The following is a 17,002-nucleotide window of genomic DNA, read 5'->3' as shown; positions in this document are numbered from 1 at the left end:
TCTCTGTAAATCCAACTATTTGAAAGGCAGGACGCTAAAATGATTAGGATGATCTTTGTATTATTTTTAACTTTTCTAACGATGAAAACTTTCGCGGCAGAAACGGATCTTTATAATTTTTCATGGCTTGATAAAGATAAAGAAATTTATGTTTTACAAAATCGTAAATTTAAAAAAGTAAATCGTTTCTACGTTAGTGGAGGTTTTGGGAAAACACTATCAGGTGCTTTCGTTGATTCTACATCTCTACAATTAAGAGCTGGTTATTTCTTTCATGAAGAGTGGGGGGCAGAGTTTATTTACGCTTCTAACTCAGGTGAAGAAAATGATACGGCCGCTTCAGTACGTAATAGTAATGGAGGAGGAAGTGGGTCTATTCCATTTCGTCGCATTGTAAATGATTACATCGGTGCGATGGCTCTGTGGTCACCATTTTATTCAAAAATTAATACATTTAACTCTATTGTCTACGTTGATTGGATCTTCGGTCTTGGTTTTGCAAAACTGAACGAAACAAATAATGGTCCTGAAGTTAGAGCTGGTTCACCAAACCCTGGTCTAACGGTTGATGAGTCGCATACTGGATTAATGTGGAATGTTTCATCTAAGTTTTATGTAAACACTTCTTGGAGTGTTAGAGCAGATATTAACGGAATCTTATATCAAGCGGCACCTGCTAGAGAAGCGGGATCAGAGTCAGATCAACTATATTCAAATATTGATCTAACTTTTTCTGTTCAATTTGATATTTAAGGGAAGCTGTTGTGTTAAAGAAATCGATCATTGCATTTTTACTCATGGGGCAAGTCTTTGCTCTCGAGTCTATTTGGACAGACTTAACCAAATCTCGAAATCGCATCGCACGATATCCCCATATTATTAAACTCCTAATCGAAAAGGAAATGTATCATACTGCTGTTCCATATGTGAAAGAGTACTTGGTTACATATAAGGGACGTACTAATAAAGACTTTGAAAGACTTTTTGAAAAGGTTGTCTCTAAAGTAGGTGATAGACAATTTGTTCTTTTACCTGAGCAATATCTTAGCAAGATTGATTCTCCGACTTTAAAGTACTTACTTGCAAAAAAACTATTAAAGAGAAGAAAGTATAAAGAGGCCCTACAAACATTAAATGGAACGATTCCAGCAGGGCATCCTGTAAAAGCATTCTCTCTTCACCTTGAAGGGATGGCGTTTACAATGCAACGAGGTTTCCGCGCCGCTATTTCAGCTTTTGAAAGATGTGTTGATATGTCCACTTCAAGTGATGATGAGGTGAGGGCCAGACAATTACAAATAAATCATGACTATTGTTTAGCAGGTATTGCTCGTGTTAAATATGAGCAGAAAAAGTTAGATGATGCAGAATTATCATTCATTGATGTCGATAAGAGATCATATATTTGGCCTGAGCTTCTAATTGAGGAGGCTTGGAATAGTTATTACAAGGGTGACTACAATAGAACGCTTGGTAAGTTAGTTACATATAAAGCACCGGTACTTAACTATATAGTTAATCCAGAAATTAATGTTTTAAAGGCTTTGAGTTATTTTAAACTTTGTTTATACGATGATATGTCTAAGATTATTGATGATCACTATGCGGAGTTTGATAAATCTAAACAAGTCATTGATAAGATGATTGCCCGTAAGCATTCTCTTGAATGGTATTTTAACTTTATTAATTCATTTGTTGATGGAAAGAAATACTATGATCCTTTAACAAATAAAGTTCTTAGAAATGTTTCTAAAGACCCAGCATTTATACAGCTTTTTCAAAGTTATAAAGCTGGCTTAAGAGAAATATCAAATATCAAAAAAGTACGTAATCGTCGCCTTAGAAAGATTCTTGCTATAAACCTTAAAGACTCTCTGATGCTTCAACAAAAACTTATTGGTTCATATACTAAGAGAACATTTAAGTTAGTTTCAGCACAACTTGAAAAGTCATTCATTGGTCTAAGTTATTTAAGACTTGAAGCTTTAAATGCAAGAAAGGCTAAGTTGTATAGTGGGATTGCTGATACAGGTGCACGTGGCGATATTAAATATTTAAAAAGAAATTCGAAGCAATACTTTTGGTCATTTAACGGTGAGTTTTGGGCCGATGAAATGGGTGACTATGTATTTGCTCTTCGATCGGAGTGTCAATAATGATTAAAGTATTATTACTAGCATCTCTTATAAGCTTCAGTTCCTATGGAATTAAATTAAGTCCAAAAAGGGACCGTATCGTCTCTGTTATCGATATGGAACTTAAAGAAATTAGTAGAATGAAGCGTTATACAAAGAGGGATAATACTTTAGATCTTAGAATGGCCGAACTAAACCTTGAAAAAGGTCGTATCATTCGTGAACAAGAAAATGAAAACTTTTTTAAACTAACTCCAAAACAAAAGAATCAAATCGATAGAAAAAAGTTTTTTTCTGTTTCTGACTCATACTATAAGAAAGCTCGTGGAATAGGTATTTCTATTTTAAAGAAAAAACCTAACAGAAGGGCCCGCTCTCATATCTACTACATTCTTGCTTATAATGAATTAGAGAATGTAAACATGGAAGATGCAAAGTCGTTATTTGTAAAATCAGTAAGATCAGCTCCCAAAGGTGACTTCATCGAAACTAAGTCTCGACTTGCTCTAGGTGATATTTACTATCGTGAAGGTGATTTTAATAAATCTAGACAGTATTACAATACAGCAATTGGTAAAATTAGAGACGATAAATGGTATACGAAGTATCTTTATAACCTTGCATGGTCAAACTTTAGGGTAGGGCGAAAAAATACTGCGGTAAAGCAAATGGAGCAGGTTTTTGAACTTTCTAAAAGTCCTAAATATATAGATAAACAAGATATGGCATCACGTGATGTCGGTTATTTCTACGCAGAAAGCGGTAAAACAAATAAGGCTCTGAAGTTTTATCAGAATCAAAATACAGATGCCGAGAAAAACTTCTATGATATGGGAATGATCCTGATAGGAAAACAAAAATATTCTCAAGCTGCAGATATGTTTGGAAGAGCATTTAATGGCAAAAATCCAAAGTATAAAGCAATGTCATTAGTTCAGCTATTAATGATTTACGATAAATATGGGAATAATTCATATTTCCTTAGATATGCAAGAGCGATAACAAAGTCGCCATTAAATGCAGAACAAAAGAAAGAAGCACTATATTTTGTTACGAAAAGAGCGGCACAACTCCAAAAAGAATTAGAGATGTCTCATAATAAGAAGCGTCCCAAGGTAATGAAGTCTAAGGGTAAAACAGCTGCTGAGTTATATTTTATTTCACAACAAATTGATCCTAAGCTAAGTGAAAGAGCACTCTTTTTTGCTGGTGAGTCATATTATGCAGCTAATGAATATCCTGAGGCACTTTATATGTATGATAAAGTCTTATCTACTGCTCAACCAGGTTCAACTTATTATAAAAGATCTCTAGCGGGGATGATGATTGTCCTAAATGATCGTAAGATTTCTAAATCAACACGTAATAAGTATTTTGAAACAATCTTCACAAACTATATCAAAACAGAAGAATCTAAATCGAAAAAGAATAAAGCAGTAGAAAAACTATTTTCTTTCTACGTAGATGAAAAGAAAGATGTTGAAAAAGCAAAACAGACATTCTTTGTGTATGCAAAAGAGAATCCAAGAAATATATCTAAAAATGAAGCAATGATTGGCCGTATTGTAGACATGTATAAAACCCAAAAAAATAAAAAGGGACTTATGTCCTTTGTTGGGGAGCTAAAAGGTCAGGGAATTCCTTTAAAGAGAGGATTTGTAAATCATCTAAATAAGATTATTCTTGTTGCACAATTTTCAGATATTCAAAAGGCCAATAAAAGTGGTGATAAGATCACTGCGTTAAAGGGATATCTTTTCATTTATAAAGATCCAGAAAGTACCGCAGATGCTAAGAGAAACGCTGCTTATAATATTGCCGTTCTTTTTTATGAGTCAGGAAATGTCGGCTTAACTGCTAAATGGTTGGATCGAGCAATTGAGGAAATGACCACTACTGAATTAGTAAAATTCTATGAATCTTTTAATAGTATTATAAGTGAACTATTTTTGAGACAGAGAGTTGCTGATGGAATGTCATTAACACAAAAGTTACTCGGTAAGACATGTGGTATCAATAATAAGAATAAAGAAAAACTTCTAAAGAACTATATCGTTATGGGACTAGCAACTCGTAATGATTCCAAGGCCGTAGCATTTGTCGATCAACAATCAAAATGTCGATTTAATAATTCAACGATGCTAGCTTCTTATGAACAAATCTTTGACTACTATATAGACTTTAAACAAATTACTAATGCAGATAAGATTTATCGTGAAAGATTGTCAGCATATACAAAAAATCTATATCGTAAGTCTGAATATGTTGGAAAGTTAGCAAAGTTATCTCGTGAACAAGGTAATAGCTCTCGTTACAACAATGAGCTTAATTATATTTATCGTAGGGTTAAAAATAAGAAAAACCTTGCAATTGAGACGATCGATGAAGTTGCCCTCGCTGAAGTTGCAGATGTAGAAAGAGCTGTTAATAGCTTTAATGCAATTGAGTTAAGCTTTCCTGAGAATAAATTCAATAACACTATGAAAGGCAAGTTTGCACGTCTTGAAAGTATCCAAAATCAAGTAACAAAGATTGTGGCCATGGGCTCTGGTGAAGCGATGGTTAAGAGTTACTCATTACTTATTAGTTCATATGATAAGTTCTCAAAAGATGTCGCTACTTTTACACCGACTGGGAAGTCTCAGGAATATGTAAACTCTTTTAAGGGAAGTATGCAAAATGTATCAGCAAACCTCGCTTCAAAATCAAGACAATTAAAAAGAGAACTAGATTCTTTGATTAATAAGAATGATGTTCTAACAGTAAACTTTGGAACACTTTCTCGACAGGGGTTAAGCCTTCCATCGATGACAGGTGCTGTCTTAATGGATAAGAGGGGGAATCAGTAATGAAATTTTTAAATATTTCTCTTTTGATATTACTTTTGGCATCATGCGCATCTGGTGGAAAGACTGTACAGAAATTAGGTGGCGAAGAAGCTGAGCAAATTGAAAACCTATCAAATGAAGATTTTAAACCGAAGAAGCAAGTTCGTTATAATGCTGATGCCGATTATCATCTTATTAATGATCTAGTTGATGATGTTTTAGAGGATGAATCTTTAGATAAGGTGTCTAAGGAAAGATTAGAAAGCATTGATGAGAAGAAAACAGGCCTAGTTGGACTTTGTTATCTTGGAAATACAAAAGAAGGTCTTGCGAAGCTTGACTCTCTTTATGAAAAAAATAAGAAGAATCCTGCATATTGGAATCAGCAGGGGATTTGCTCTTATAAAACAGGTAATAAGAGATTAGCGAAGGTATATTTTAATAAAGCTGTCGCTTTAAATAGTAAGTATATTCCAGCTATTAATAATATTGGTGTTATCTCAGTTGATGAAGGTAAAGATCGCAAGGCCATTGCAGCTTTTAAACAAGTTCTTTTAATTAAGAGAAACAATAAGACAGCAATGTTTAATCTTTCAAATATATACATCAAGTATGGGCTTTATAGTAAATCAACAGCAATGCTTAAGAACTTATATCGCGTTAATAAAAAAGATCGCGATGTGATAAATTCGCTGGTTTATTCTTATTTGTTTGATGGGAAACCTAAGTTTGCTTATACGATTTTAAAAGAAATGAATTCTGATTACTTTGAAATTCCAAGTCTTAAAATCGCTTTATATTATTCTCTAAAACAACTTAAAAGCGAACACGCTAAGAGGGTAAGAGAAGATATCGAAGATATGGATTTAAATGCAAAAGATAAAACAATCTTTCAGCAGATTAAAGGGTTAACAATATGAAAAGAATTATAACAACGGCCTTATTTATCTTGTTGTCACAAGCATCGTTTGGTCAAAAATCTGTAAACGATAAAGTTATTTATAAGTACAAGAAGTTTGAGAAATTTAATTTAGATGAAATTAGTGTCGATGGTGAGCTTGGTGCTCCTGGCGAAATCACTGTTTCAAGTCGTTATCTTAGACAATTTAAAAATAAACTACCATCGAAACCTAATTTTCATCTTGAAATGATGAAGGGATTAGATCGAATTAGATAGGGAGACCTCGTGGATCAAGGAAGATCATTTTATTTAAAAGGTAAAAAGGATATACGTCTACCTCGTAAGAATAGAATTATCCTAGGGGCAAGTGACTCTTGTGATGTAAGAATGAGAGGGGCAGGAATAGATGATATTCATTGTCTTATTGAATTCGCACAAGATAAGACATCAATATATAGTATGTCGACGAAGAATCCCGTCAAAATAAATAATGAAGAAGTCGTAACGTGTGAACTTAGAGGGGGAGAGACTATTACAATTGGTAATTACTCTTTTACCTTTGGTGAAAGTAGTGAACTACCTCCTCAGCAATTAATACATCCACAAGAAGTTGTTAGAAACTTACCGAAACAACCTAAGTTTAACGATGAAGTCATTCAAAAGAATCAAAAGGATAGTGATTACCAATTAAATTATCCTTTAAGTATGGATGATAATGTTAAGTTCTCTGAGTATATTTTTGAAGAACCAGATGAGATTTATCCAATCTTTAAATACAGTGTCGATAAAGAAGCTGCTGAAGTAATTATTCTTTTTAATGGAAAGATTGTTGGACTCGATTATATTCCACATAAAGACGGAAAGTATAATCTCGTTGGAATGAACCCACGTGGCAATGATATTGAATTTCCATATTTAGGAAAAAAAGATAAAGTTGAGCTATTAGATATAAAGAAAAATGATGTTGCCGTAGGAAGAATTCCTGGATTTGAACATCGTACATTTTTAAATAATAAAAATGCTAAAAATTCATTACGTCGTGATGATATTCATATTTTTGAAAAAGATAATTTAAAAGTATTTATCAGAGGTACTGAAGCACCTCCAATTGTAAAATCGGCACCAATCTTTAGAAGAGATAAGGAATTAAGAAAGTACCTGATTTTTTGTGTACTAGTATTCGCTGTTTTTATGGGGGGAATGCTTAACTTCCAAGTCGATAAAGAGATTGAGAAAGAGAAAGTTCCTGAAAGAATTGCAAAAATCTTATATAAGCCAAAACAGCTTAGAGTGACTAAAAAGAAAAATGTCATTAAGAAGGAAACACCAAAGAAAGTACAAAAGAAGGCACCAGTTAAGCAAGAGGTTTCAAATACTCCTAAAGAGCAGAAGCCTTCAAAGAGTAGGGGGGACCGAACTGCTAAGGCTTCAAATTCTACTCCAAAAAAAGCTGCTCCTAAGAAGGGACCAACAAATGAGAAAAAGGTTGTGAGAAAGTCCAATAAAAAAGCAGGTAAACCTTCTCGAACAACTAAGAAGGCCTCTAAAGTTAAGAAGCTTTCTAATAACAGAAAGAGTAGAGGAAAAGTCGATGTATATAAGTCACCGTCTTTCACATCTTCAATGAACTCTTTGATGGCAAAGGGCGGATCACTAAGTTCTTTTGCTGATGCTGGTACGACTGAAAGTTTTAAAGATGATAGTAATGCTCTTTCAACGGGGGAGTCGGCCCAAGTTCAAAAGGCTGATGTTAAAGCAGAGGTTGGCTCGCTAAGTAGTAAGACTCGAGGAAAACTTTCTTCTTCGTTTGGTACAGATGGACTAGTTCATAAAAAGAAGGTTTATATTGCTGGTGTCCCTTACCGTGAAGTTATTCTTGGATCAATGGATCGTAATGATATTATGAGAATTCTAATGGAGAACGTTCCTCAATTCCGTTACTGCTACCAAAAGGAATTAGATGTTCAGCAAAAGGCCATTTCAGGTGTTCTTGCTATGGACTTTGTCATTGGTGCATCAGGGAATGTTACAAGAGCTAAGGTGACGAAAGCAGATAAGGCCGTGCCACGCAGTGTTAAGAATTGTGTTGCAAATCACCTTAAAACAATTCAATTTCCAAGGCCAAAAGGTGGAGCTGAGGTTGCTGTTCACGTACCTCTTAACCTAAATCCAAGCTCTTACTAAGTATATTTAATCAATGCATGACGCCCCTTGTTGTAAATAAGGGGCATATTTTCAGCTATTTAATGAATCCATTACTATTATCAATACTAAATATTCAATCATTGTGATGTGAATGATAGTATCTTGTGGAAATAGACCAACGATAATGAGGTAGGATAATGAAATTTGTTAAATTTTTCTTAATAATGTTTTCTCTTGCAGTTCTTGCAGATGAGAAAGGTCTTGAGATTGCAAAGAAGATGGATGCGGCCAATAAAGGTTATATCGGTGACACATCGACAATGGAGCTTATTTTAGTTGATACAAGTGGCGTTGAGATTGTTAGAGAAATGCTTGGTACATCTGGTGAATTTGAAGGCGTTGATAAAAGTCTTATGGAGTTTAGAAAGCCATTAGATGTAAAAGGGACAAAGCTTTTAACTTGGACATGGAAGAGTTCTGATAAAGATGATGACCAGTGGTTATACTTACCTTCTCTAAGAAGAGTAAAGAAAATCAACTCTCGATCTAAGGGGAGCTCATTTATGGGATCTGAGTTTTCATTCGAAGATATCGGTGGTCAAACAATCGAAAAATATAATTATAAGTTCTTAAGTGAAGATAAGAATACTTGGACTCTAGAGCGTAAAGCAAAGGGAAAGAGTTCTTATCTAAGAGTTATTCTACATGTATCAAAGAAGTATTTAGCGCCAGTAAAAACTGAGTACTACAACAAAAGAAATGAACATATTAAGACTTCGACAATGAGTGAGTTTAAATCTTACACAGTTGGAAAAAGAAAGATGTGGCGAGCTAACCAAATTGATATGGTTAATTTAAATAATAAGAAGAAATCAATATTTAAATGGAAAAATAGAGTTATTGGTAAGAAAGTAAATGAGAACGATCTTACTAAGAGGAAGTTGAAGTAAATTGAAGAATATATTTTTTACAGTAATTATTGGGGCCCTCTCTCTAGTATCTGAAACTGCATATGCAGATGGCAGGGGAGAGATATCGTTAAATTATCGTTACTATACTCAAAAGAAGTATACTGATGTTTTATTGGGAAATGAGAAACAGCCCACTGATTTGAAGTTTGTTAAGTTAAGTCTTGAGGAACGTGATGATTGGAAAGGGTGGGAATACAATCTTTCTCTAGTTGCTCGTGCCGATGAAAAATATCAAGAAAATAGTTATGTGGACTTTAATGAGTTAAATATTGGACGCAGTCTTGGTAATTGGCAATTCTCTGCTGGTTATCACATGTTCATGTGGTCTCGCTTAGAGGCATATCATGTTGTTGATGTTCTTAACTCGCGTATAAATGATGGAAATATTGAGCGATTTGAAAAGCTTGGTGAGAAGTCCATTGTTGCCAGTCATTATACAAGTATCGGTACGATGAAGTTCATCTATATGCCATATTTTACGGAAGGCTTTTATCCTGATCCATTAATGAGAATTTTTGATGGGCTTGAGCCGGTAAGGCAGAATGTCGTTTCAGGAAATGAAGTTAAAAGTAGTGACGAAGAAGATCAGTATAATCAATTCGCAGTCTATTACGCTCATCAGTTTGGAGATCTCGATCTAACTGTATTTGCCATGGATCATATTGATCGAACGAGACCTATTTTTGGCGCTAGGCCATCAACACCGACAACGCTTGAAGCATTCTATGTTGATGTTTTAGATATTGGAGCGGCCGCAACATTTTTTTGGGGTGAGCAAACTTTTAAATTTGAATACCTCTACTCTGATTTTAATGCAGATGACTCAGTTGCTATTCTCGATTATACAGGTGGAACGAGAGAAGTTTTTGATTATCAATTAGCTTCTATAGGTCATGAATATACTCATAACTACGCTAATAATTGGAGTTCTAGTTTTTATACTGAATATCAATACGTTCTAGGAGTTGGAAAAGAGAAGAGAGGCCAGGCCCAGATTTTTCAAAATGATCTCTTCATCGGTCATCGTTTTGCTTTAAATGATGCTTATTCAAATGAGTTTACACTTGGGCTGTATATTGACCTTGAAAGAAACGGTGAAGCTTTGTATTACTTAAGCTATGAGAGACGCCTAAATAATGCATGGAAGGCCAAAGTTAACTTTAGAGGAGTTACAATTGGAGATGATGCAGAAAGTGATCGTCGTGGTCTCTATATCCTAGATGGAGATGATGAATTAGGTGTTACCCTAACTCGTTTCTTTTAGATTTATCAAAATAGTATTAATGAAAATAAAAAGGCTCTTTACGGAGCCTTTTTTTATTCTATTCTTGTCCAAGGACAACGAATTTATACTTTTGAAACCCTGCCTCAGCAGCAGTATGCATGAGTTTTTTGATATAGTTGTACTTCAAAGACTTATCAATTACGAGATTAACTATACCTGAGAAATTCTTCGCATTAGGTGTCGTCTTTGCAATATCATCAATTTCTTTCTTTTTGGCCACTAACTCGTTGTAGAGAGGAAGAATTAATCTTCCGCCTTGAGAGTAGAGACGTCCCTTGTAAGTTTCAGTGTTGTGAACTTCTTTGTCATCAACCCAAATGACCTTAGGTGAAACTTGTACAACAACTCCTTGCTCGTTAATTGATTTAGAAACTGAGTGAGGAATTGTAATATCTTTTGGAATATTTAAAATTACACCAGTTGTATCGTAACTTCTAATTAGGAATACAAGTAAGATAACAAGGATATCAAGAAGGGAAGTGATATCAATATCAAGTGGTTCCTTCTTTCTTCTTATTCCTCTATTTCTTATCGAACGTTTTCTCATACTTTACCTATTGTCTTAAGACTGCGTGTCACCAAAGATAATATTATTAAATAACTCAGTGACTTTTGTGTCTTCGCCATTTCTCTTCGTCCAGATCTCTGGATCTGTTTTCTTTAGATCGCGTACTGCATCCATAATCTTAATGAGTTCTTCATAAGTAATATTTGCATTAGGGATAAAGATGACTTCTTTTTCATCAACATAGCTTTTCTTTAATTCGATGAGCTTTTGACGAAGTTTGAAAAGATCATATTCTCCGCTGGCGGTTTTACCTGCGCTGAAGATTCGTCTTTCATTAGGTCCAGAGTGGAGGCTAATATTGCTTTGATTGATCTTTAAAGTAAGATCAAGTCTCTTCTTATCTGTTTTTGGAGGTTGGCTATTTGAGATAATTGGAACATCAGAGCCAATCTCATAGATTCTAACAAAGTTAGCAGACATAAGAAGGAAGAAGATAAAGATGAAGACCGAATCTAAAATTGGAATTAGATTCAGCCTCTCAACTTTCTTATTCTTATATTTTCGACTCGGTTTTCTATACATAATTAATTTCTTTCTTACTGCTTACTTTCTTCTGTGCTTAGGATATCCATTAGCTTTACAGAATATTCATCGATTTCATTAATGATCTTTTCAGACTTTGAACTTAGGAAAGAGTGAATGATCATAATTGTGATGGCAACAAGTAGACCTAGGAAAGTCGTATTCATCGCTTGTGAGATCCCTTTAGCAAGTAGTTCTGCTTTTTGTGTAGGATCAGCTGCAGCAACAGCTGCGAATGAAGCGATTAGACCTTGAATTGTTCCCAGTAGCCCAAATAGAGTTGAGATATTTGCAATTAACTGAAGATAGTTAAGTCTAAGTTCAACCTTAGGGATAACTTCAAGTGCAGTAGCATCAATTGCATTTTGAATTTGTTCTGGTTTTGCTGACGCTCTTTCAAGTCCACTTCTTAGAACTTTTGGTAGGGCCGCGTTCGATCCAGAGCAAACACGTGAAGCACCTTCAACATCATTTGCCATGATGTAGCGACGAAGTTCATTCATAAAAGAAGCTCCATCAACATCAAATTTAAAACTTAATTTAAAGAATCTCTCTAATCCAATTGCCAGACCTACGGCCCAGATGAATAGAATGATCCACATGAAAAGTCCGCCGTTTTGAAAAAAAGCAGCGATTGTGTTTACGGATGATACAGCAGTGCCTTCCATTATATAGCTCCTTAAAATTGTGTACTAACTTAAGATTATTTTAACTCATAATCGCGTCAAATACTTGATTTTAAAGACTTGGAAGTTTGTGCCGGTTTTGTTTGAATTGTTTAGTAGTTTTCTGGGAAAACTTGTCTTTCAATACCTTCGATAAACGTATGAATAATTTTAATGTGCATTTCTTGAATTCGATCAGAAAGATCAGCTTCAATCACAAGAGGGAAGTCCACAAGGTCTTTCATCTTTCCACCACCTTTTCCAAGTAGGCCAACAACTTTCATTCCCTTTGCGTGAGCCGATTTAACTGCTTCAAGACAATTTGGAGAATTTCCAGAAGTTGAAATTGCAAGAAGAACATCACCCTTGTGTCCATGTGCTTCAACATATTTTGAAAAGATATACTCAAATCCGTAATCATTTGCAACACAAGTAATGTGTGAAGGATCTGCTACCGCCATTGCTGGCATCGCGGGACGATCTTTACGAAAACGCCCAGTCAGCTCTTCTGCAAAGTGCATGGCATCGCACATTGAACCACCATTTCCACAGCTAATTACTCGGCCATTGTTTTTAATAGCTGAAACCATTTCATCAATTGCATCTTGCATAACTTTGAAATTATCTTCGTTAGCAATAAACTTTGTTAATGTTTCTTGAGCGTGATTAAAAGCGTGAGAAATAAAATCATTCATTATTAAATACCTTTTCGATCCTTGATAAAGATAAAAGAAAAGCCTCTTTGATAGAGGCTTTATATTACATTAATTCTTCTAAAGACTTTTTAATTTCTTCTTTCGTCTGAACACCAACAAGTGTCTTTGTTGCTTGTCCATCTTTGAAGAAAATCATTGTTGGGATCCCACGGATTCCATATTGTTGAGCAAGCTCACCATTATCATCAACGTTAACTTTAACGATGCTTGCACCTTCACCAATTTCTGATGCAACTTCGTCTAGAACTGGCCCTAGAGTTTTACAAGGTCCACACCATTCTGCCCAAAAATCAACTAGAACTGGCTTTGCGTTCTTTAATACATCAGATTCAAAATTTGCTACGTCAGTTTTACCAACAGTACTCATATAATTATCCTCCAGAGCTTTTTTGCTCTTCTTTCTTTCAGTCTACATTTATAACTTAAAATATTATTTTTGGCTATTAGTGATCATCTATTGGTCTATAGAGAAGTTAAAGTATTTCTTTACTTAATATTCCTTATTTGAACGTGGTGCAAAAAATGCCTTGTTTTCTAATAAAATTCATAGGATAAGATATTTATTATGGATAGAAAGTACTTATTGAAGTCGGCCATAAAGGTTGCACGTTTTTCAAGGATATTAGCAAAGGCAATAGACCTATTTATTGTTCTTGTGTTGTCGCTATTTCTCTATCCAATCGGTATTCTTTTTTCCATTGTTTATTTAACTTTTGCAGATGCGATCCAAAATGGTCAATCGGTAGGAAAGAAGTTTATTGGCTTTCGCGTTATCTCTCTTGTTGATGGAACACCTTGTTCATTGAAGCAGAGCTTTGTTCGTAATCTGCCTTTTATTATTCCACTTATTTTTGCCATTATTCCAGTTCTGGGTTGGTTTATGGCCGTGATAATTGGTATTCCAATGGTCGGAATTGAATTATATCTTTTATATAAACTAGATTCAGGTCACAGATTAGGTGATGTTATGGCCGATACTACAGTTATGGCCAATGATGACACGATGCTCGCTATTAAAAAGAGACAGGCGAATTGGTTTGAAGATCAAGGAACTCCAACCTAATTAAATACTCTGTTAATTATCTCTTCGAGGTTTTCTTTATCTATATCATTGAAACTTGCTTTCACATCACTATCAATATCTAACACTGAGATTAGCTTTCCATTTTCTAAAACAGGCACGACAATTTCAGACTGGCTCTTAGGATCACAAGTGATGTGATTTTCAATTGCATAAACATCTTCAACAATTTGTGTTTCTAAAGATTGAGCAGCTGTTCCGCACACTCCTTTACCAAATGGAATACGTAAACAGCCAAGAGTTCCTTGATAAGGGCCAACAACGAGTTCAGATTCTTTTGAGTTATCAACATTATAGAACCCACACCAATAAAAGTGTGGAAAAGCCTGCTTTAATACACAAGAGATTGTGGCCATTTTTGCAATTGTATTCGATTCACCTTCGCAAATCGCAAAGATATCTCTTTTTACATTATTATACAGCTCTTGTTTTTGTGCATTGTCCATAACTTGGTCCTATATTAATCATTAACAGATTCAACATAATTGGCTAGATTTATAGCATAAATTGGAGATTATATGTCAAAGAAAAGATTAATCGTCGTCGACGTCAGTAACTTTATATTCCGTGCGTTTTTCGCAATCCGTCCAATGACGGCACCAAATGGTACACCTGTTAATGCAACGTATGGTGTTCTTTCAATGCTTCTTAAAATTATGGCCAATTATAGGCCGACTCATATGCTCTTAGCTCGAGATACATCGGGAGGATCATTTCGTAATGAAATGTATGAAGAGTACAAGGCCAATCGCTCAGAACCACCAGAGGATTTAGTTCCTCAATTTTCTCTTATTAAAGAGTTAATTGATAAAATGGGACTTCTAAATGTTGCAGATGAAAATTATGAAGCTGATGATATTATCGGCTCATCTGTGACTCAGTGGAAGGATGATTTTGATGAAATTCTTATAGCCTCAGGTGATAAGGATTTAATGCAATTTGTAGGTGGCAATATTAAGATGCTGGATACGATGAAAGATGTTACCTACGATGAAAAAGGCGTCTTTGAAAAGATGGGTGTTCGCCCTGACCAAATTGTAGATTACTTATCAATGGTTGGAGATACATCAGATAATATCCCTGGTATGCGTGGGATCGGAGCAAAGGGAGCGGCAAAGCTTCTGGCAGAACACGATACATTAGATAAGTGCTTTGAGATTTCAGATACGTTTAAAGGTAAAAAATTAACAACTGCCTTTACTGAATATGTTGATGATGCAAAATTATCACGTGATTTAATTAAGATTGTTACAGATATCGATTTAAAATGTAAGTCAGAAGATTCCGAATTAAAGTTCTATCCTACAGATGAGTTACTTGCATTCTTAAAAGAGCTTGGAATGAATTCCATGATTAAAAGAATGGAGGATCTAAAGTATCAGCTTTCTATTGCTGATGGTGAAGGTGAAGAAGGTGAAGTCGCATCTCCTTTCGAACATCTAATTGTTGGAAAAGATATTAAAGAAGATGAGTTTAAAAAGTTAATTAAAGAGAGCAAGAAACTTGCAGTGCAGACTGAGTTTGATAGTTCAGATATTCATGCTCGTAATCTCGTGGCCTTAAACCTTTCATTTGATGATAACAAGTCGTACTTTCTCGAAGTTGACCAAAAGAATGAAAAAGAATACTTAGAGTTAATTTATAGTGATGACTCAAAAGAAGTTTATAGTGAACATTCAAAGAGGGATTATTCGCATTTATTCAGGCATAAGGTTTCATTTAAGGCAAAGAATTTTGATATCGTTCAAGCCCATTATAATGTAAGTCCAAGTATGAGGCATAATATTGAGGCTATTTGCACTAATGTAAATGTTAATGTCACAACGCTTGATAAGAAGAATCCATATATAACTTCTCTTGAAACAATTGAAGAAAGATCTACTTATAGTGGCCTTCGCTCAATTGCTATATTTAGACTAGCAAATCTTTTAAAAGAAGAGCTTAAAGAAAAAGAGCTTGTTTCTGTTTATGAAGATATTGATAATAAGCTAATTCCTATTCTTGCAGAGATGGAGTTCGAGGGAGTGTGTCTAAATAAAGAATTCCTTTATGATATGGCGAAAGACTTAGAGGAGAAGCTTTCAGTTATTCAAAAGAAAGTTGATTCATTCTCTGTAAATGACACGATTAATTTAAATTCTCCAAAACAAGTAGGAGAGTTTCTATTTAACGAATTATCATTTCCTGTTGTAAAGAAAACAAAAACTGGCTACTCAACAGACTCTTCGGTTTTAGAAGAACTTGCAGCGAAGAATATAAATGAAGTACCAGGCTTGATTTTACAATATCGTGAACTAGGTAAGATCTTATCAACATACGTTAAGGCTCTTCCTGAAATCGTTAATGAGAAGACTGGAAAGGTGCATACAAGTTTTAATCAGCATGTTGCCCAAACTGGAAGATTATCTAGTGTGAATCCGAATCTTCAAAATATTCCTATTCGTTCAGAAACAGGAAGACTTGTAAGAAAGGCATTTATCGCAACACCTGGAAATATGCTACTAGCTGCCGACTATTCTCAAGTTGAACTAAGAATTCTTGCTCATTACAGTGAAGACCCAACAATGATAAAGGCATTTAATGAGGACAAAGATATTCACGCACAAACAGCAAGTGAAATTAATGATATTGCTTTAGAAGATGTAACTTCGGATGAAAGATCGAAGGCCAAGGCCGTAAACTTCGGTCTAATGTATGGACAATCATCTTTTGGATTGGCCTCAGCACTTAAGATTTCAAGAAAAGATGCTAAGGCCTATATTGAAAAATACTTTGAAAGATTTTCTAAAATTAAGGGCTTCTTAGATGGGCTTAAGGAAGATGCAGAAAAGACAGGGTATTCGATTACAATGTATGGTAGAAAGCGTTTTTTACCAGACATTCACTCTAATAATCGTACGGTAAAAGCAAATGCTGAAAGAATGGCGATTAACTCACCAATTCAAGGTACTGCTGCTGACATAATTAAGTGTGCAATGATTAATATCCATGAAGAAATTCAAAAGCGTGGATTAAAATCGAAAATGCTTCTTCAAGTACACGATGAGCTTATATTTGATGTACCTGAAAACGAATTAAATGAAATGAAGACATTAGTAAAAGAGGGAATGGAAAACGTTGTTAAGCTTAAAGTACCATTAAAAGTTGAGCCTTCTCTTGGTGTTAACTGGTACGACTTAAAATAA

The 17,002-nt window shown here is 34.7% G+C and carries 16 protein-coding genes; 10 read left to right on the top strand and 6 right to left on the bottom strand.

Annotated features, from left to right (window positions below; genetic code table 11):
- Positions 1 to 39 precede the first annotated feature (39 nt).
- The 8 genes from ACN5L8_RS08305 (at position 40) to ACN5L8_RS08270 (ending at position 10,244) form a co-directional block, all read left to right on the top strand.
- Positions 40 to 753 carry an outer membrane beta-barrel domain-containing protein gene (locus ACN5L8_RS08305; protein WP_115362201.1) on the top strand — a complete coding sequence of 238 codons (714 nt, stop codon included), beginning with the start codon at positions 40 to 42 and terminating at the stop codon, positions 751 to 753.
- Between the two features lie 11 nt (positions 754 to 764).
- On the top strand, positions 765 to 2,156 hold the full coding sequence (locus tag ACN5L8_RS08300; RefSeq protein ID WP_120404096.1) for a hypothetical protein: 1,392 nt from the start codon (positions 765 to 767) through the stop codon (positions 2,154 to 2,156).
- The gene (locus tag ACN5L8_RS08295; RefSeq protein ID WP_419172804.1) at positions 2,156 to 4,984 is read left to right on the top strand and encodes a hypothetical protein; all 2,829 of its coding nucleotides are present in this window, start codon (positions 2,156 to 2,158) and stop codon (positions 4,982 to 4,984) included. The genes ACN5L8_RS08300 and ACN5L8_RS08295 overlap by 1 nt, the downstream gene beginning before the upstream one ends.
- Complete coding sequence (locus tag ACN5L8_RS08290) at positions 4,984 to 5,883, top strand: hypothetical protein (protein ID WP_334678727.1); 900 nt, start codon at positions 4,984 to 4,986, stop codon at positions 5,881 to 5,883. The genes ACN5L8_RS08295 and ACN5L8_RS08290 overlap by 1 nt, the downstream gene beginning before the upstream one ends.
- Positions 5,880 to 6,140: a hypothetical protein gene (locus ACN5L8_RS08285; protein WP_115362193.1), complete on the top strand. Its 261-nt coding sequence runs from the start codon at positions 5,880 to 5,882 to the stop codon at positions 6,138 to 6,140. The genes ACN5L8_RS08290 and ACN5L8_RS08285 overlap by 4 nt, the downstream gene beginning before the upstream one ends.
- 9 nt (positions 6,141 to 6,149) lie before the next feature.
- A complete protein-coding gene (locus tag ACN5L8_RS08280; RefSeq protein WP_419172803.1) occupies positions 6,150 to 8,048 on the top strand; it encodes an AgmX/PglI C-terminal domain-containing protein in 1,899 nt (632 codons plus the stop codon).
- Positions 8,049 to 8,206: 158 nt separating this feature from the next.
- A complete protein-coding gene (locus ACN5L8_RS08275; protein WP_115362189.1) occupies positions 8,207 to 8,959 on the top strand; it encodes an outer membrane lipoprotein-sorting protein in 753 nt (250 codons plus the stop codon).
- 1 nt (position 8,960) lies between these two features.
- Positions 8,961 to 10,244 carry a hypothetical protein gene (locus ACN5L8_RS08270; RefSeq protein ID WP_419172802.1) on the top strand — a complete coding sequence of 428 codons (1,284 nt, stop codon included), beginning with the start codon at positions 8,961 to 8,963 and terminating at the stop codon, positions 10,242 to 10,244.
- A gap of 58 nt (positions 10,245 to 10,302) precedes the next feature.
- On the opposite strand, the gene ACN5L8_RS08265 is transcribed toward ACN5L8_RS08270, so the two are convergent.
- From ACN5L8_RS08265 to trxA, 5 genes are all read right to left on the bottom strand, one after another.
- Positions 10,303 to 10,812, bottom strand: a complete 510-nt coding sequence (locus ACN5L8_RS08265) for a biopolymer transporter ExbD (protein WP_115362184.1) — start codon at positions 10,810 to 10,812, stop codon at positions 10,303 to 10,305.
- 15 nt (positions 10,813 to 10,827) lie between these two features.
- A complete protein-coding gene (locus ACN5L8_RS08260; RefSeq protein ID WP_115362182.1) occupies positions 10,828 to 11,355 on the bottom strand; it encodes an ExbD/TolR family protein in 528 nt (175 codons plus the stop codon).
- 14 nt (positions 11,356 to 11,369) lie between these two features.
- Positions 11,370 to 12,023, bottom strand: a complete 654-nt coding sequence (locus ACN5L8_RS08255) for a MotA/TolQ/ExbB proton channel family protein (RefSeq protein WP_115362180.1) — start codon at positions 12,021 to 12,023, stop codon at positions 11,370 to 11,372.
- Between the two features lie 110 nt (positions 12,024 to 12,133).
- Positions 12,134 to 12,715, bottom strand: coding sequence for a D-sedoheptulose 7-phosphate isomerase (gene gmhA / locus ACN5L8_RS08250; protein WP_115362178.1), 582 nt, complete (start codon positions 12,713 to 12,715; stop codon positions 12,134 to 12,136).
- A 64-nt stretch (positions 12,716 to 12,779) separates the two neighbouring features.
- Positions 12,780 to 13,118 (bottom strand): thioredoxin, encoded by a 339-nt coding sequence (gene trxA / locus ACN5L8_RS08245; protein WP_330220808.1) that lies wholly within the window; start codon positions 13,116 to 13,118, stop codon positions 12,780 to 12,782.
- Positions 13,119 to 13,301: 183 nt separating this feature from the next.
- Here trxA and ACN5L8_RS08240 point away from each other — a divergent pair, with 183 nt between their 5' ends.
- Positions 13,302 to 13,799 carry an RDD family protein gene (locus tag ACN5L8_RS08240; protein ID WP_115362174.1) on the top strand — a complete coding sequence of 166 codons (498 nt, stop codon included), beginning with the start codon at positions 13,302 to 13,304 and terminating at the stop codon, positions 13,797 to 13,799.
- On the opposite strand, the gene ACN5L8_RS08235 is transcribed toward ACN5L8_RS08240, so the two are convergent.
- Complete coding sequence (locus ACN5L8_RS08235; protein ID WP_115362172.1) at positions 13,796 to 14,263, bottom strand: GAF domain-containing protein; 468 nt, start codon at positions 14,261 to 14,263, stop codon at positions 13,796 to 13,798. The genes ACN5L8_RS08240 and ACN5L8_RS08235 overlap by 4 nt on opposite strands.
- Before the next feature lie 72 nt (positions 14,264 to 14,335).
- On the opposite strand from ACN5L8_RS08235, the gene polA reads away from it, so the two are divergent.
- Positions 14,336 to 17,002: a DNA polymerase I gene (polA, locus tag ACN5L8_RS08230; RefSeq protein WP_412474038.1), complete on the top strand. Its 2,667-nt coding sequence runs from the start codon at positions 14,336 to 14,338 to the stop codon at positions 17,000 to 17,002.

This window comes from Halobacteriovorax sp. (genome assembly GCF_048381875.1).
GTDB lineage: Bacteria > Bdellovibrionota > Bacteriovoracia > Bacteriovoracales > Bacteriovoracaceae > Halobacteriovorax_A > Halobacteriovorax_A vibrionivorans.
This window is presented reverse-complemented; position numbering and strand designations above follow the sequence as displayed.